General features: G+C 65.2%; 14 protein-coding genes. 11 read left to right on the forward strand and 3 right to left on the reverse strand.

The features are described from left to right. Window positions 1–88: 88 nt before the first annotated feature. Window positions 89–2,110, reverse strand: coding sequence for a transcriptional regulator (locus CKW40_RS27155; RefSeq protein ID WP_179298126.1), 2,022 nt, complete (start codon window positions 2,108–2,110; stop codon window positions 89–91). 218 nt (window positions 2,111–2,328) lie between these two features. On the opposite strand from CKW40_RS27155, the gene CKW40_RS27160 reads away from it, so the two are divergent. The 3 genes from CKW40_RS27160 (at window position 2,329) to CKW40_RS27170 (ending at window position 5,341) form a co-directional block, all read left to right on the forward strand. Beyond that, window positions 2,329–3,417, forward strand: a complete 1,089-nt coding sequence (locus CKW40_RS27160; RefSeq protein WP_095202907.1) for a PLP-dependent cysteine synthase family protein — start codon at window positions 2,329–2,331, stop codon at window positions 3,415–3,417. 12 nt (window positions 3,418–3,429) lie between these two features. Continuing rightward, window positions 3,430–4,917 carry a pyridoxal phosphate-dependent decarboxylase family protein gene (locus CKW40_RS27165; protein WP_095202908.1) on the forward strand — a complete coding sequence of 496 codons (1,488 nt, stop codon included), beginning with the start codon at window positions 3,430–3,432 and terminating at the stop codon, window positions 4,915–4,917. 67 nt (window positions 4,918–4,984) lie between these two features. Further along, window positions 4,985–5,341 (forward strand): hypothetical protein, encoded by a 357-nt coding sequence (locus tag CKW40_RS27170; protein WP_095202909.1) that lies wholly within the window; start codon window positions 4,985–4,987, stop codon window positions 5,339–5,341. Between the two features lie 28 nt (window positions 5,342–5,369). Here the strand turns inward: CKW40_RS27170 and CKW40_RS27175 are convergent, their stop codons facing one another. Next, window positions 5,370–6,878: a winged helix-turn-helix domain-containing tetratricopeptide repeat protein gene (locus tag CKW40_RS27175; RefSeq protein WP_095202910.1), complete on the reverse strand. Its 1,509-nt coding sequence runs from the start codon at window positions 6,876–6,878 to the stop codon at window positions 5,370–5,372. A gap of 238 nt (window positions 6,879–7,116) precedes the next feature. Between CKW40_RS27175 and CKW40_RS27180 the strand changes: the two genes are divergently transcribed. The 8 genes from CKW40_RS27180 to CKW40_RS27220 all read left to right on the forward strand — a co-directional run bounded on the left by CKW40_RS27180 (window position 7,117) and on the right by CKW40_RS27220 (window position 15,592). Beyond that, complete coding sequence (locus CKW40_RS27180) at window positions 7,117–7,365, forward strand: DUF1127 domain-containing protein (RefSeq protein ID WP_179298127.1); 249 nt, start codon at window positions 7,117–7,119, stop codon at window positions 7,363–7,365. 144 nt (window positions 7,366–7,509) lie between these two features. Next, window positions 7,510–7,881 carry a hypothetical protein gene (locus tag CKW40_RS27185; protein WP_095202912.1) on the forward strand — a complete coding sequence of 124 codons (372 nt, stop codon included), beginning with the start codon at window positions 7,510–7,512 and terminating at the stop codon, window positions 7,879–7,881. Between the two features lie 120 nt (window positions 7,882–8,001). Continuing rightward, window positions 8,002–8,628 carry a CDGSH iron-sulfur domain-containing protein gene (locus CKW40_RS27190; RefSeq protein WP_095202913.1) on the forward strand — a complete coding sequence of 209 codons (627 nt, stop codon included), beginning with the start codon at window positions 8,002–8,004 and terminating at the stop codon, window positions 8,626–8,628. Between the two features lie 171 nt (window positions 8,629–8,799). After that, entirely contained in the window at window positions 8,800–9,120 is a 321-nt protein-coding gene (locus CKW40_RS27195; RefSeq protein ID WP_280175399.1) for an endonuclease domain-containing protein, read from the forward strand. A 161-nt stretch (window positions 9,121–9,281) separates the two neighbouring features. Further along, the gene (locus CKW40_RS27200; RefSeq protein WP_095202914.1) at window positions 9,282–11,324 is read left to right on the forward strand and encodes a hydantoinase/oxoprolinase family protein; all 2,043 of its coding nucleotides are present in this window, start codon (window positions 9,282–9,284) and stop codon (window positions 11,322–11,324) included. Window positions 11,325–11,590: 266 nt separating this feature from the next. Beyond that, window positions 11,591–13,759, forward strand: coding sequence for a malate synthase G (locus CKW40_RS27205; protein ID WP_095202915.1), 2,169 nt, complete (start codon window positions 11,591–11,593; stop codon window positions 13,757–13,759). Between the two features lie 442 nt (window positions 13,760–14,201). Further along, window positions 14,202–14,792: a DUF308 domain-containing protein gene (locus CKW40_RS27210; RefSeq protein ID WP_095202916.1), complete on the forward strand. Its 591-nt coding sequence runs from the start codon at window positions 14,202–14,204 to the stop codon at window positions 14,790–14,792. 212 nt (window positions 14,793–15,004) lie between these two features. Further along, the gene (locus CKW40_RS27220; RefSeq protein ID WP_095202917.1) at window positions 15,005–15,592 is read left to right on the forward strand and encodes a TetR/AcrR family transcriptional regulator; all 588 of its coding nucleotides are present in this window, start codon (window positions 15,005–15,007) and stop codon (window positions 15,590–15,592) included. A 61-nt stretch (window positions 15,593–15,653) separates the two neighbouring features. Here CKW40_RS27220 and CKW40_RS27225 read toward each other — a convergent pair whose 3' ends face one another. After that, the gene (locus CKW40_RS27225) at window positions 15,654–17,186 is read right to left on the reverse strand and encodes a YifB family Mg chelatase-like AAA ATPase (protein ID WP_095202918.1); all 1,533 of its coding nucleotides are present in this window, start codon (window positions 17,184–17,186) and stop codon (window positions 15,654–15,656) included. Window positions 17,187–17,342 lie beyond the last annotated feature (156 nt).

Below are 17,342 nucleotides of genomic sequence, written 5' to 3' on the forward strand. Positions count from 1 at the left end.
TGCCATGGACCCCCCGGGGAGGTCACATAGAGGTGAACGGTTAAGCAACTCCTTCCGACTTCGTTAACGGGGGACTTCAGGTGCGAAATCAGCTGAGCCCGATGCGCCTCGCGCCTTGCCGGAACAGCGCCTCGGCATCGGGATCGAAGCGGAAGGTGCCGATGAAATCGTCGGCGCGGTAGTCAGGCAGTGTCCTGCGGATGGCGGCGGCAAAGCCGCGCGCCTCGTCGAGCCGGCCGGCCAGCGCCAGGCAGTGCGCGGCGATCGCCAGGATGATGGTATGCGCATTGGGCCGCGCCGCCGCCTTCAGCGCCCATTCGGCCGCCTCCTCGAACTGGCCGAGCCGGACATGCGACATCGCGCGTGCGCCCATCATGCCGAACAGCAGCGGGTCGAAGGGGCTGAGATGCCGCGAATGGTCCGACGAGCTTATCGCCGCTTGCGGGTCGCCCGACTGCGAGTGGACGAAGGACAGTGCGTAATGGCCCAGCGCGAAATTCGGGCTGAGATCCACCGCCCGTCCCAGTTCGGACAGCGACCCATCCTGCTCGCCACGCAGCCACAGCGCCCGGCCCATTGCCCAGTGCGCGGCCGGATTGTGGTCGTCGACCAGCAGGCTGTGGCCGGCGCTCTCATAGGCCAGAGCGCTTTCGCGGTCGCGGTCGCCCCAGCGCTGGAAGGCGTTCTGCCAGTGGGTGAAGGACAGGCCGGCATAGGCGCGGGCAAAGGTCGGGTCGAGCAGCAACGCCTTGTCGAAGAAATGCCGCGCCTGCTCGTTCTCGGCCTGGGTGAAACGGTACATGTGCCAGAGGCCGCGATGGTAGGCCTCCCAGGCATTGAGCGAATTGGGCGCCTTCAGCATGGCGCGGTTGCGCTCGACGGTTTCGATCTCGGCCGAGATCGACGACACGATGCTGTCGCCGATATCGTCGAGCACGGCGAAAAGGTCGTCGGGCCTGCGCTCGAAGGTTTCGGCCCAGACGATCCTGGCGGTGCTCACCTCGACCAGTTCGACGCTGACGATGAGACGGCCGGTCAGGCTGCGCACGGTGCCCGTGGCGACATAGTCGACGCCAAGCTTTCTGCCGGCCTCTTCTGGCGCGATGGTTTTCTCGGCAAGCGCAAACACTGATCCGCGGGCGATGACGAAGAAATCCCGAAGCTTGGCGAGGCGGGTGATGATGTCATGGGTGAGGCCGTCGGCCAGACCGCCGCGCCCGCCGCTTTCCTCGATAAACGGCATCACCGCCAGCGACGCCTGGCTTGGCTCGACCGTGGCGACATCATCCGATGTGGTTGCCAATGGCGGTCGCGTGGACAGGCAGGCCGGCAGCGCCTTGGGCGAGGCGCCGGACTGTTGGTCGCGGATTGCCTGCCAGGCCGCGCGAAGCGGGGCGAAATCCAGGTCCTCCGACCGAAACAGCCGTTCCGCCGAAGCCAGATGCTCCTCGGCCGCGCCGATGGCGCCGCGCTCGGCCAGATTGGACAGCAAAGCCAGATGCGCGCGCGTGTCGAAGGGCGCCAGCTCGACCCATTTGTCGAGATGCGTGGACATTTCGGGCGAGCCCGCCGGATGGATTGCGGCAAGCTGTTCCAGTATGGCGGCGTGGAATGCGTGAAAACGCCGGCGCTGGGCGACCAGCCAGCTGTCGAAGAGCGGGCTTCGCTCGAGCACCAGCCCGTCGAGCAGATCGCCGGCGAAGAGTTCTGCCAGCGCGCGCAGCCGCTCCGCATCCAGCGTGGCGATTCCTTGCGCGGCGGCGTGGCCAACCTCCAGCGCGTCGACAAGGCAGCCCTCGAGATCGAGCGCGACCGTATCGCCCTGGGTGGTGACCCGGCGCCGGTCCGGCGTGTCGAGGGCGGCGCGCAGCTTGCTCAGGCACCAGCGCAGTTCGCCGCGGGGATCGTTGGGCACGTCCCACAACAGCTCGCACAGGCGGCCGCGCCCCACGGCGTGCGGCGCCAGCGCCAGATAAGCCAACAGCGCGCGCAGCTTGCGTGAGGCCGGCAGCGCCACCGGCGCGCCATCACGCAGGATTTCCAGTGGTCCGAGCAGCCGCACGGACAGGATCGGCGTATCGCCGGCCAGTCTCGATGGTGCGGATTCCACGTCCGTTCCCACGCCTGCTCCCACGCTGGCCCGTCGGCCCTTGCTGTATCACCAGACACGACACGGCGCATCCGGCGGCGAATTTCGCGCCGCATGCGGCTGTTGCCGCATCGCCGGCACGTCAGTCCTAGCGTGGCAAGGTCTCGAAACCTCGCCGCCCAACCCGCCGGTTTGTAACCGGCCTGTGATGACAACGAGCACAGACAAGGAGTTCTTCCATGTTGCAGCAATGGAAAATCAGAACCACGGCCGGGCGCGGCCGCCTGTTCGACAGCATTCTGGATACGGTCGGCGACACGCCGGTGATCCGTATCAACAATCTCGGGCCGGCCCATGCGACGATCTACGTCAAAGCCGAGTTCTTCAATCCCGCCGCCTCGGTGAAGGACCGGCTGGCGCTCAACATCATCGAGGAGGGCGAGCGCAGCGGCGCGTTGAAGCCTGGCCAGACGGTGGTCGAGGCGACCAGCGGCAACACCGGCATCGGGCTCGCCATGGTCTGCGCGCAAAAGGGTTATCCGCTGGTCGTCACCATGGCCGACAGCTTTTCGGTCGAGCGCCGCAAGCTGATGCGCATGCTGGGCGCCAAGGTGGTGCTGACGCCGCGCGCCGAAAAGGGGTTTGGCATGTACAAGAAGGCGGTTGAGCTGGCCGAGGCGAATGGCTGGTTCCTCGCCCGCCAGTTCGAAACCGCCGCCAACGCCGCCATCCACGAGGCGACCACGGCGCGCGAGATCGTCAATGATTTCGCCGGCTCGCGGCTCGACTGCTTCGTCACCGGCTACGGCACCGGCGGCACCGTCGTCGGCGTGGCGCGCGTGCTGCGCCGCGAACGGCCGGACACCCGCATCGTCCTCTCCGAACCGGCCAATGCGCAGCTGGTCGGCAGCGGCAAGGCGCAGCAGCGCGGTGCCCATGGCGCCCCTGCCGCCAGCCATCCGGCCTTCGAGCCGCATCCTGTCCAGGGCTGGACGCCGGACTTCATCCCCAATGTCCTGCAGGAGGCGATCGACGCCAGCCTCTATGACGAGGTGATGCCGATTGCCGGGCCCGAAGGCATCAAATGGGCCAAGGCCCTGGCGCAGAAGGAAGGCATCTTCACCGGCATTTCCGGCGGCGCCACCTTCGCCGTGGCGCGGCAGGTCGCCGAGAAGGCGCCGGCCGGATCGGTGATCCTGTGCATGCTGCCCGACACCGGCGAGCGCTACATGTCGACGCCGCTGTTCGACGGCATCGAGGCCGAGATGGATGCCGAGGAGATGGCGCTGTCGCGCTCGACGCCCGGCTGCCAATTCGCCGCGGCTTGACGGGAGGTCGTCATGGATATCGCGCCGGAAAGCCTCGGCATGGTCGCTGAGGAAACACTCGACCCCGCAGACTGGGCCGCAGTGCAGGCCCTGTCGCACCAGGTCATCGACGATGCCGTCGACTATCTCAGCGATGTCAGGGACCGCCCGGCCTGGCGGGAGATGCCGGCGGATGTGAGAGAGACCTTCGCGGCACCGTTGCCGCGATCGCCGGCGCCGCTGGCCGCTGTCTACAGCGAGGTCTCGCGCACGGTGATGTCCTATCCGATGGGCAACATCCATCCGCGCTTCTGGGCCTGGTATATGGGGTCGAGCAACTTCACCGGCGCGCTCGGCGACTTCCTAGCGGCAATCCAGGGCTCCAATCTCGGCGGCGGCAACCACGCCGCCGGGCTGATGGACAGCCAGGTGGTCAACTGGTGCAAAGAGATGCTGGGCTTTCCCGCTTCCGCCTCCGGCACGCTGGTCAGCGGCGGCTCGATGGCCAACATCATCGGGCTGACCGTGGCGCGCAACACCAAGGCCGGTATCGACGTGCGCGAGCACGGCGTCGCGGCCATCGAAAAGCCGCTGCGTTTCTATGGCTCGGACCAGATCCATTCCTGCCACCGCAAGGCCATGGAAGCGCTCGGCCTCGGCAACCGGGCGCTGCGCCGCATTCCGACGGATGCTGGGTTGCGCATCGACATACCGGCCTTGCGGGCGGCGATATCAGAAGACCGCGAAGCCGGTTTCAAACCGGCCTGCGTCATCGGCAATGCCGGCACGGTCAACACCGGCGCGATCGACGATCTGCGGGCACTGGCCAAACTCGCGCATGAAGAGGACATGTGGTTCCATGTCGATGGCTGCATCGGCGCGCTGATTGCGATCGCGCCTGACAATGCGCACCGCGTTGCCGGCATCGAATGGGCGGATTCGGTCGCGCTCGATCCGCACAAATGGCTGCACGCGCCGTTCGAGGTCGGCTGCGCCCTGGTCAGGGACGCCATCGCGCATCGCCGGACCTTCGCGGTGACGCCGGAATATCTGGAATCGACGCCGCGCGGCCTTGCGTCCGGCGAATGGCTGCACGATTACGGCCTGCAGACCTCGCGCGGCTTTCGCGCGCTGAAAGTCTGGATGGCGCTGAAGGAACATGGCGTCGACAAATTCGGCCGCCTGATCGACCAGAACATCGCGCAGGCCTCTTATCTGGCCGGTTTGATCGAGGCAGAGCCACTGCTGGAGCTAGCCATGTCGCCGACCATCAACATAGTCTGCTTCCGCTATCAGCCTGGCGTCACCGGCGAGGCGCTGAAGGCACTCAACACAGAGATCATGCTGCGGCTGCAGGAACAGGGCATCGCCGCCCTCTCCGACACCACCGTGCATGGCGAGCACTGGCTGCGCGTGGCGATCACCAACCATCGCACAAGGCGCGAAGATCTCGACCTTTTGGTCGGCGAAACGGTGCGGCTGGGGCGGGAGATCACGGCGGAAGGTCCTTCCGGGAAATAGTTCCAAAAGCGAGCGACAGGCATGGGCGGCCATGCGATTCTGCGGCGTTGATTCGGGAGATCAGACCGTGACGCTGTTTCGTATGGCCGTGCTCGCGGCGCTGGTCTGCACCAATTCGGCCGAGGCTGCCGATATGGCCTTCTTCGTCAAGAACCTGCGCAAGGAAGGGGTTGCGGTCGAGCTGTTCAGCCGCGACCGCGAGACGGTCTGGCCGGGTAACGGCAAGGTGTTCATGATCGACCCGAATTCCCAGAAATCGGTGCCGCTCTCCTGCAATTCCGGAGAGCGCATCTGCTACGGCGCCTGGGTCGACGGCAATGACCGGATCTCCGCCGGTGTCGGGCCTGATAACGACCAGCCTTGCGACAACTGTTGCTTCATCTGCGTGGAACACACGACCGAAACGATCGATCTGGTGCCGTGATTGGCGTGCTTCCGCGCAGGAGGCCACGTCAGTCCGGAAGACCCGCTTTGCGAAAACCATCGACGAAATGATCACGCATCGCGGTGTCGCGGAACGGCTCCGTCCAGACCCAGTAGCCGGTCGTGAAATGCGGGTTGCCGACGAGGAACAGTTCGACCTCGGCGCGCGCCTCTTCGAGCCGGCCGAGTTGCGCCAGGCTTGCCGCCAGGAAACGGCGTGAGCTCGTCCGGTAGGTCTCCTCCCGGCGCAGGGTCTCGACGGCGGCTTCGTAATCGCGCGCCGCATACTGCGCCTCGCCGAGCGTCAGATAGTACCAGCTTGCCGGATAGGGGTTCAGCCGGAACGCCTTGCGGATGTGCTCGAGCCCTTCCTCGACCCGTCCGGCCAGCACCGCGATGTCGGACAATGTCGCCCAGGCGTCGGCCTCGTTCGGGTCGAGTTCGAACGCTTTGGCGAATTCGGCATCCGACTCTTCGAAGCTGCGCTCATAGGCAAGCAGATTGCCGAGCACCCAGCGGCAGCCGGCATCGTTGGGATCGATCGCCACGGCCTTGCGCGCCAGTTCCAGTGCGATGCGACGGTTGGGTTCGACCGGTTCGCCCCAATGCACCCATCCCATCCAATGGTTCATGGCAAGCCAGCGATAAGCCTCGGCGTAGTCCGGGTCGAGGGACACCGCGCGCGTCAGCAGCAGATGCGCTTCCCGTGCCGTCTGCGGCGAATCGTCGATCAGTTTGCGCGCCCGCACGCACAGATCGTAGGCCTCGAGATTGGTCGGCCGGTTGCGTGGCGGCGGCGTGCGCAGCCGGCCGAGCAGCGCCTCGACGATCTTGGCCGTGGCCTCGTCCTGGACGGCGAAGATATCGTCCAGGCCGCGATCGAAGCGTTCGGCCCAAAGATGCTCGCCGCTCTTTGCGTCGACCAGTTGCGCGTTGATGCGCACGCGTCCGGCGGCCCGTCTGGCGCTGCCCTCCAGCAGATAGCGCACGCCAAGCTCTTCGGCGATCGCGCGCACGTCCATCGCCTTGCCCTTGTAGGCAAAGGTCGAGTTGCGGGCGATGACGAACAGGCCTGGGGCCCTCGACAGGTCGGTGATCAAATCTTCGGTCAACCCGTCGGCGAAGGCCTCCTGCTCGGGGTCGTTGCTGAGGTTGACGAAAGGCAGCACCGCTATGGATGGTTTGTCCGGCAGCGGCAAGGGTTTGCGCTTCGCACGATCGAGCTGTTCGATGGCGCCCGTGAAGCGGTAGCCGACGCGCGGAACCGTCGATATCCATTCGCCGCCTTCGGCGGGCGGACCAAGCAGCTTGCGCAACTGCGCGATCTGGACAGTGAGGTTGCCTTCCTCGACCGCCGTCCCCGGCCAAGCCGCGTCCATCAGCTCGGCTTTCTCCAGGATTTCGCCGGGCCGTCCGACGAGTGCGGCAAGCAGCTTCAGCCCGCGATAGCCGACGGCAACGGGATCGTCGTTCCGAAGCAGCGTTCCCGCACCCGGATCAAGCACGAACGGACCAAAGGCAAAGCGCGATCCCTGCATGGGCGCATCTATAGAGCAATTCCGCGAAAAGTGTGAGGCGGTTTGCCGGGAAAAGCACGCGGCGCCTTCCCCAGGGAATGACGCCAAAACAAAGCGTTAGGGCCTATTTGGAACTTTTGGGAACTATTTGGCAGGGCTTAATTACGGCGCCCTCCATATCCTGCAGAATTCAACCTCGTTCAGATCACAGGCTGCCCATCCTCAAACCCTATGGGCGCCAAACCACATGGAGGTTGTCATGACCAATATTTTTGCATCAGCCCCGCATCAGGCACTGCGGCGGGGAATGTGTGTGGGGCAGACATCGCGCCGGCGCTACAGCCTTGCCACCCTGCGAAACACCATCGCGACCTGGCGTCAACAGACACGCTTTCGCTGGGACCTCAAGCGGATCTCGGAAGTCAATCCGCATCTGATCGACGACATCGGTTTGACCGAACGGCAGGTGGAGGAAGAGATCGCCAAGCTGCCTTTCTGGCAGCGATAGGCGAAGCCTGCGATGACGCCGGTTCGTCGTTTAGCTCCTGCGATTATGTTAGGGATTGTCGCCATCATCCCTTTAGCGTCCGCACATGTTTGGGTATGATCCCCTCCATCGGCCGTGGGGGCCGATTCTTCATCGGGGGTTTCCATGTCTTTCATACCAGCGCGCCGGCTTTCCGCCGCGTTTTCGCTTGCCGTCCTGTTTGCACCAGCCGCCCATGCCGGCGACGTCACCTTCACCGTCAAGAACAGCCATCCCAACGCCATGCGCCTCGAGCTCTACAGCCAGGACCGCGACTATGTCTGGCCGGGCAACGGCAAGGATTTCTACCTCGACGATGGCGAGACCAAGTCGTTGCCGATTTCCTGCAACGAGGGCGAATCGATCTGCTACGGCGCCTGGGTCGATGGCGACGAGGGCACCTATTGGGGCGTCGGCCCCGGCAACAAGGAAAAATGCGAGGATTGCTGCTACACCTGCAGCGGCGGCGAGACCGAGGAGATCAATCTCGTCCCCTGACCGGTTTGCCAGCTTGACGGTCTTCCTGTTCGAGCCATAGCCTGCACCGAGACGATCACCCAGAGCACGCCGTAGTGCTCCCTTTGAGACGCGGCGTGCTCCAGGCACAGGAGCACGGCAATGGCAGGCACGGTCGAAGGCGAGAAGATCGACGTCGGCTTTGCCGGCAAGCGCTGCATCCATTCGCGCAATTGCGTGCTCGGCGACCCGCATGTCTTCGTGCCCAATGCGCCGGGGCAATGGATCCACCCGGATGCGGCCAGCGTCGAAAAAATCGTCGCCATCGCCGAAAGCTGCCCGTCCGGCGCCATCACCTATGTCAGGAAGGATGGCGGGCCGCAGGAACAGCCGCCAGTGGTCAACACCGTGCGGCTGCGCGAAAACGGCCCGCTCGCCGTGCACGCCGAAATCGTGCTCGACGGCGAAACCTTCTATCGCGCCACGCTGTGCCGCTGCGGCGCGTCGGAAAACAAGCCGTTCTGCGACGGCAGTCATACCAAATCGGGTTTCGCCGCCACCGGTGAGCCGGCGTTGAAGGACGCGCCGGCGCTTGAAGCGCGCAATGGCCCGCTGAAAGTGACGCCGACCACCAACGGCCCGCTCAAGCTCGAGGGCAATGTCGAGATCGTCACCGGCACCGGCCACACGATCGACCGCACGCAACGCACCTTCCTCTGCCGCTGCGGCCACTCGGCCAACAAGCCGTTTTGCGACGGGTCGCATAAGCGGGTGGGGTTTGTGGGGTAGGTGAGTAGCCAATCTCCCCCCTCGTGGGGGAGATGTCCGGCAGGACAGAGGGGGGCGCCGTAGGGCGCTACCTTCAATACCCAGCGGACGGTGACAATGCCTCATACGCCATTGCCTCCGAGACATCGCGCAAACGCCAGATCGATGCGCAAGGTCATGACATGAGCCGAGTTGAAGCTCTGGAACGAGCTTCGCGCGCACCGGTTGATGGGGCTTGGTTTCCGCCGGCAATTTCCGGTCGCCGGGTACATTGTCGACTTTGCTTGCCGGGAGAAGAAACTTGTCGTCGAGGTCGACGGCCTCCAGCATGCGGAAGCCGACGCCGTAGACGGCGACGAGGCAAGGACGTTGCGCCTGGAGCAAGACGGCTGGACCGTCCTCCGCTTCTGGAACGATGACATCATCCGCGACATCGACAATGTCTGCCAGCATATTGTGATTGCGGCCGGGCTAGGAAACGCGCCTTCAGCGAATCGGCTGGCGGAGCCGTAGTCACTGTAAGGCTGGCGGGACAGCGCCCCCCTCTGGCCTGCCGGCCATCTCCCCCACGAGGGGGGAGATCGAACTCCTCCCTTGGCCCAGCGCTCGCGGCTTTATCGCCCGCTCCGTATCGGCTAATGGGCTGGGGCAGATAAATCGGACCGCCATCAGTAATGACCGCCAAGACCAAGCCAAAACCACTGTTCCTCGGCATCGACACCGGCGGCACCTATACCGATGCCGTGCTGTGGTCCGAGACCGAAGGTCCCCAGCAGGGGCCGAACAAGGGCAAGGTGCTGGCCAAGGCCAAGGCGCTGACCACCAGGCATGATCTCGCCGTCGGCATTTCCGGCGCGGTCGACGCTGTGCTCGAAAAAGCCGGTACCGACCCGGCGGCGATCAAACTGGTCTCGATGTCGACGACGCTTGCCACCAATGCGCTGGTCGAGGGGCAGGGCGGCCGCGTCGCGCTGATCATGATCGGCTTTTCCGAAGCCGACCTTGCCCGCGACGGGTTGAAGACGGCGCTCGGCACCGATCCGGTGGTGTTTTGCCCAGGCGGCCACGATGTCCACGGCAATGCCGCCAAACTCGACCTGTCCGGTTTGGAAGAGGCCCTGCCGGAGCTCGGCGCCTCGGTGTCCGGCTTTGCCGTTTGCGCCTATTTCGCCACTCGCAACCCGGCGCATGAGATCGCCACCCGCGAGCTGATCCGTGACAGAACCGGCCTGCCGGTCACCGCGAGCCACGAACTGTCGGCCAAGCTCGGTGGCCCGCGCCGGGCGCTGACGACGCTGCTCAACGCCAGGCTGATCTCGATGATCGACCGGCTGGTGGCGGCGACCGAAGGGTTTTTGGAAGCCCGCGACATCGCCGCCCCCTTGATGGTGGTGCGCGGCGACGGCGCGCTGGTCTCGGCGGCGTTCGCCCGCCAGCGGCCGATCGAGACGATCCTCTCCGGCCCGGCCGCCAGCCTGGTCGGCGCCCGCCACATGACCGGGCTCGACAATGCCGTGGTCTCCGACATTGGCGGCACCACCACCGACGTCGCAGTGCTCGACAAGGGCCGTCCGCGGCTTGACCCCGAAGGCGCCACCGTCGGCGGCTTCCGCACCATGGTCGAGGCGGTCGCCATGCGCACCTTCGGCCTTGGCGGCGATTCCGAAGTGGCGCTGGAAGACGGTTCGCTCAACCCGAAGATCCTGCTCGGGCCGCGCCGCCTGGTGCCGCTGGCGCTGGCCGGCATGGCGCATGGCGACGCCGTCAGATCGGAACTCGAACGCCAGCTGCGCGCACCCAACCCCGGCCGCATGGATGGCCGCTTCGCGGTGCGCACCGGCGTGCCGGACAGGCTCGCGGCGGGTCTTACCGCTCCCGAAGCGCGGCTCTACGAGGCGATCGGCGCGACCCCGCTTGCCCTCGACAGGCTGCTGACGTCGAATGCCCAGAACGCCACCTTGAACCGGCTGGTCTCGCGCGGGCTGGTGCACATCTGCGGCTTCACCCCGTCGGACGCAGCACACGTGCTGGGCAAACAGGCCAACTGGGACGCCGCCACCGCCCGCCTCGGCGCCGAACTGTTCGCCCGCAAGCGCGACGGCCGTGGCCAGCCGATCGCGGCGTCGCCGGAAGTGATCTCGGAGCGTGTGCTGGTGACGCTGACGCGCTGGTCGGCCGAATACATCCTCGAAACCGCCTTCGCCGAGGACGGGCTCGATGGCGCCGCGACCGTGGCGCATGCGCTGGTGCAGCGCGCCGTCGACGCCCACCCCGGCATCGCCCGGCTGAGCGTCGCACTCGACCGTCCGGTCATCGGCCTCGGCGCCTCGGCGCCGCTGCACTATGCCGGCCTGGCGCCCCTGGTCGGCAACGACTGCGTGGTGCCGGAAGATACCGATGTCGCCAATGCTCTCGGCGCCGTCGTCGGCCAGGTCAGGGTCTCGGCCGAAGCGCGGGTCAGCCAGCCCAAGGAAGGGCTGTTCCGCCTTGCCTCGGGAGAAACAGTGCGCGATTTCCTCGACGAGGCGACGGCGATCGCCGCCGCCGAGGCCGATGTGCGGGCGATCGTCGCCGAGCGCGCCCGGGATGCCGGCACCGACAACGCCGAGATCGACGTCGCGACCGAGTTCAAGGTTTCCACGGTCGAAGCCCAGCGCATGTTCATCGAGGCGCATGTGGTGGCGGTGGCCTCGGGACGGCCGAGAATTGCGGTGTAGCGGCTGATCTCCCCCCTCGAGGGGGAGATGTCGCCGAAGGCGACAGAGGGGGTCGGTTCGACGGGACGCGACCTCCTGCTTGAACAGAAGAGGCTGGCGCCTTATGTCCGGCGACCCCCTCTGGCCTGCCGGCCATCTCCCCCTCGAGGGGGGAGATCGGCGCTTCGCCATCCTTGCCTAAATGTCCCCTTCACCTTAAGCCGAATTGACCCTGCAAACCCGACATGCCAAAGGCCCGCCCGAGCCTTTCGTCTGGAGACAAGCTTATGACCGATCGCATCGAGATCGCCGGATTGCGGATTGCCCGCGAGCTGCATGATTTTGTGGCTGGCGAGGCTTTGCCCGGTACCGGCATTGCCGCCGATGCGTTCTGGAACGGCTTCTCCGCCATCGTCCACGACCTCGCGCCGAAGAACCGGGCGCTGCTCAAAAAACGCGACGCCATGCAGGAAAAGCTCGACGGCTGGTATCGCGACAATGGCGCGCCGATCGACATGGAGGCCTACAAGGGCTTCCTCAAGGAGATCGGCTATCTCGTCCCCGAGGGGCCGGCCTTCAGCGTGTCGACGCAGAATGTCGATCCGGAAATCGCTGTCGTTGCCGGACCGCAGCTGGTCGTGCCGGTGATGAATGCGCGCTACGCGCTCAATGCCGCCAATGCGCGCTGGGGCTCGCTTTACGACGCGCTCTACGGCACAGATGCCATCCCCGAGGCCGGCGGCGCGGAAAAGGGCAAGAGCTTCAATCCGGCACGTGGCGCCAAGGTCGTGGCGTGGACGAAGGGTTTCCTCGACGAGGCCGCACCGCTGACCTCGGGCAAATGGGCCGGGGTGAACGGCCTTTCGGTGGCGCATGGCGCGCTGAAGCTCGGCGCCGGCGCCGGCGGCACCACGCTGGCCGATCCCAGGCAATTCGTCGGCTATCGCGGCGATGCCGCCAACCCCGATGCCGTGCTGCTGGTGAAAAACGGGCTGCATATCGAGATCGTCATCGACCGCGCCAACCAGATCGGCCGCACCGACCCGGCAGGCATTGCCGACGTCATCCTGGAATCGGCGCTGACCACCATCCAGGACTGCGAGGATTCGGTCGCGGCGGTGGATGCTGAGGACAAGGTCGTCGTCTACCGCAACTGGCTCGGCCTGATGAAGGGCGACCTCGCCGAAGAGATCGTCAAGGGCGGCAAGAGCTTCGTCCGCAAGCTCAATCCCGACCGCGTCTACACCGCGCCCGCCGGCGGCCAGCTCACCGTGCCCGGCCGTTCGCTGATGCTGGTCAGGAATGTCGGCCACCTGATGACCAATCCGGCGATCCTGGACCGCGACGGCAATGAGGTTCCGGAAGGCATCATGGACGCCGCGCTGACGGCGCTGATCGCGCTGCACGATGTCGGGCCCAAGGGCCGCCGCGCCAATTCCCGCGCCGGCTCGATGTATGTCGTGAAGCCGAAGATGCACGGGCCGGAGGAAGTCGCCTTCGCCGTCGAGATTTTTGATCGCGTCGAAGCCCTGCTCGGCATGGCCAAAAACACCATCAAGATGGGCATCATGGACGAGGAGCGGCGCACCACCGTCAACCTCAAGGAAGCGATCCGCGCGGCACGCGAGCGCGTGGTGTTCATCAACACCGGCTTCCTCGACCGCACCGGCGACGAGATCCACACCTCGATGGAAGCCGGCCCGATGATCCGCAAGGGCGACATGAAGCAGGCCGCCTGGATTTCCGCCTATGAGGCGTGGAATGTCGACACGGGGCTCGAATGCGGGCTGGCCGGCCACGCCCAGATCGGCAAGGGCATGTGGGCGATGCCGGATTTGATGGCGGCGATGCTGGAACAGAAGATTGCCCACCCCAAGGCCGGCGCCAACACCGCCTGGGTGCCGTCGCCGACGGCGGCGACCCTGCACGCCACCCACTATCACAAGGTCGATGTGCATGCCGTCCAAGTGGCGCTGAAGAGCCGGCCCAAGGCGAAACTCGACGACATATTGTCGGTGCCGGTGGCGGTGCGGCCGAACTGGACGCCGGACGAGATCCAGCGCGAGCTCGACAACAATTCGCAAGGCATTCTGGGCTACGTCGTGCGCTGGATCGACCAGGGCGTCGGCTGCTCGAAAGTGCCCGACATCAACGATGTCGGCCTGATGGAAGATCGCGCCACGCTGCGCATCTCCTCGCAGCACATCGCCAACTGGCTACGCCACAAAGTGTGCTCGGAAATCCAGGTGCGCGATTCCCTTCAGCGCATGGCCGCCATCGTCGACCGCCAGAATGTCGGCGACCCGCTCTACCAGCCGATGGCGCCGGATTTCGACAGTTCCATCGCCTTCCAAGCCGCCTGCGACCTGGTGTTCAAGGGCACCAGCCAGCCCAATGGCTACACCGAGCCGGTGCTGCATGCGCGGCGGCTGGAATTGAAGGCGAAGCAGGGTTAAGCGGATCTGCGTTTGAAATGACCTGATGCAACGGGTCGATTAAGTCTCGTCGATCCGTGCTGCCCCTCATTGCCCTGCCGGGCGTTCGTCACTCGAAAAGCCAAGCAATTGGCTTTTCGTCCGCTTCGCGGACCGCTCCTCAACTCCCCGTATAGTGACGGGGAGAAAGATGCTGCTATCGCCGATTTCGCCATTCACCAACGTCGCAAGAAGAGCGCCGAGGGCGCAGTAGCTCCCTTCTCCCCGTCACTATACGGGGAGAAGGTGCCGGCAGGCGGATGAGGGCGGCGCTACGATTGGTTAGACAGCGAACTGGCGTCACGAGATCAAGCGCCGGATCACATAAATGAGATGTCGAGGTGATCGGAGATCGGTTCTAGGCGTCTTGACGATCGAGGTTCTACCTACTAGTTGGTAGGTAGTTGAAACAAGAGGTCCCGTCATGCCTGGACAAATGAATGATCAGAACAGCGCTCCGTCATCGAACGGTTGGCTCAAAACCTATTATTATCTGCGCTTTGCCGTATCGGCAGCCTGGGTTGCGGCGGCTTTCACCGTCGCGAAAAGCAGCCCGCCGCTCGCTGCGGCCATGTTGGTGGCCTACCCTGCATGGGACGCGCTGGCGAACTATATCGACGCACAGCGCACGGGCGGACTTAGCCGCAACAAGTCGCAATTGCTGAATTTCGCCGTCAGCATCGTCGCCACAATTGCGGTCGCCATCGCACTCGGTCAGAGCATGAACGCGGTGCTTTCGGTCTATGGCGTCTGGGCCGTTGTCTCGGGTGTGCTTCAGCTCCTGACGGCGGCGCGGCGCTGGAAAACCAACGGTGCGCAATGGCCGATGATCCTGAGCGGCGCCCAATCGGCGCTGGCAGGTCTCTTCTTCGTCAAGATGGCCGGCGGTACGGAGAACATCGGCATCGCCAATGTTGCGCCCTATGCCGCGTTCGGCGCCTTCTACTTCCTCGTGTCTGCCATATGGCTGTCGGTCAGCGACGTCCTTCGCAAGTCGCCGCGCGTCGCAAGCTAATGCATGTCGCTCAAAAGTGGCCCCGGTTTTGAGGCAACGACATGCATAGAAACAAAGACTTAATTCCAGGAAAAGTGCGAACGGTTGGGCTCGGCGACTTCGCCGTAGCCTCCGTCCGAGATTGCGTCAAAACAAGGAGTTAGAGCGGTTCGCCGTTTCCATGAAACGGTGAAACGTTCTAAGCACAGAGGGCCCCTCTGCCGGAGCAAGTCATGAGCAAGCCTTCGAACACTGCCGATGAGATACTGGCCGCCGCGCGAACCTTCATCATCGCCGGCGGATACAATGGTTTCAGCTACGCCGATATCGCCGAAGTGATCGGCATCCGCAAAGCCAGCATCCATCACCACTTCCCCAGCAAGGTCGACCTCGTGCGGACCTTGCTCAAACGCTACCTCGAGGAGGCGATCACGGGCCTGGGAGGGCTCGAGCGCAATGTCCCCGAGCCGCCTGAGTTGCTGCGAACCTATGCCGGCATCTGGGCCCGATGCATCGAGGACGCGAGCATGCCGTTCTGCGTCTGCGCGCTGCTTGCCAGTGAACTGCCGGCCCTCCCGCCGGAGGTTGCCGTGGAAGTGCGGGCGTATTTTCAGTTTCTCTCGAAATGGCTGACCGGCGTCATTGACCGCGGCGCGGAGACAGGCACGCTGGCAATCTCCGCTTCGCCACGCGTCGAGGCGGAAGCCTTCATGGCGACCGTGCATGGCGCAATGCTTTCGGCGCGAGCTTATGGCGATGTCTTGACCTTCGGCATGATCCTGACGCCGACGCTTCAGAAGCTGATCCCCGCGACCGATTGATCCGGGCAAAAGAGGATCGCTCCGGAGAAACGAACCGGGCGTAGCCGCAAATGCCCTTCGCCTATGCCGCCTGCGCTACGCGCTCCGAACTCATGCGGTAGGAGATCGCTTCGGCCAGATGGATGCGGCCAACGGTTTCGCTGGCATCGAGATCGGCCAGCGTGCGCGCCACTTTCAGGACGCGGTGGTAGGCGCGCGCCGAAAAGGCGAGCTTTTCGCTGGCGTCCTTGAGCAGCGACAGGCCTGATGTGTCGGGCATGGCGATGTCTTCGATGACCGCTGGTGCGCAATGGGCGTTGGTGGTGGCGCTGGTCACACCGAGCCGCTCGAAACGTTCGCGCTGCAAGGTGCGGGCGCGGGCCACGCGCAGTGCCACGGCGGCACTCTTCTCCGCCCGGTCGGGCCGGATCAGGTCGCTGGCCGAGACGGCGGGCACTTCGATCCTGAGATCGATGCGGTCGAGCAGCGGACCGGAAATGCGCGCCTGGTAGTCGGTGCGGCAGCGTTCGCCGCGCAGGCAGCGATAGCCCGGTTCGCCGGCCATGCCGCAGCGGCACGGGTTCATCGCCGCCACCAGCTGGATGCGCGCCGGATAGGTGACGCGGTGGTTGGCGCGCGCGATCATGCAGTCGCCGGTCTCCAGCGGCTGGCGCAGTGCATCAAGCGTCTGCGGCGTGAATTCGGGGAATTCGTCGAGGAACAGCACGCCGTGATGCGCCAACGACACTTCGCCCGGCCGCGCGCGCAACCCGCCGCCGACCATCGCCGCCATCGAGGCCGAATGGTGCGGGGCGCGGAACGGGCGCCGGTCGGTCAACTTGCCTTCGCCGAGCTCGCCCGCCACCGAAGCGATCATCGAGACTTCGAGCAATTCCTTCGGCGCCAGCGGCGGCAGGATCGACGGCAGCCGCTGCGCCAGCATGGATTTTCCGGAACCTGGCGGGCCGACCATCAGCAGATTGTGGCCGCCGGCCGCCGCCACTTCCAGCGCCCGCTTGGCTGTCTCCTGGCCCTTGATGTCGGCGAGGTCCGGCAGGTCACGCGCCGCGGCGTGGATCCCGGCTTCGGGGCGCGACAGCACCTGCGTGCCACGGAAGTGATTGGCGATGGCGATCAGGCTGCGCGGCGCCAATATGTCGAAGTCCTTGCCGGCCCAGGCCGCTTCCGGGCCGCAGGCGAATGGGCAGATCAGGCCCTTGCCCTCGGCATTGGCGCCGATCGCCGCCGGCAAGGCACCGGCGACGGCGGCAATGGTGCCGTCGAGCGACAATTCGCCAAGCACGACATAGCCGGCCAGCATGTCGCCCGGAATGGCGCCAAGGGCGGCCATCAGGCCAAGCGCGATCGGCAGATCGTAATGGCTGCCTTCCTTGGGCAGGTCGGCGGGCGCCAGATTGACCGTCACCTTCTTCGACGGCATCGACAGGCCCGACGCATGGAGCGCCGCCTGCACGCGTTCGCGGCTCTCGGCCACCGCCTTGTCGGCCAGGCCGACGATCTGCATGCCGACCTTGCCGGGCGCGATCATCACCTGCACGTCGACCGGCACGGCCTCGATGCCCTGGAAAGCGACCGTGCGAACCCGCGCCACCATTGTCCCACCCCGGATATGGGCCGCAACCCATGCGATTGGCCTAGAATGGCCGTCGCAGAAGACAATCACACTTCGTCGGTCAAATCAAGAACATTACAAGAACATTCAATCGCAGGGGTTGCAGCCGAATTGTGCCTGGTTGCAAAAGCGGAACAT

Source organism: Mesorhizobium carmichaelinearum (genome assembly GCF_900199455.1).
Lineage (GTDB): Bacteria > Pseudomonadota > Alphaproteobacteria > Rhizobiales > Rhizobiaceae > Mesorhizobium > Mesorhizobium carmichaelinearum.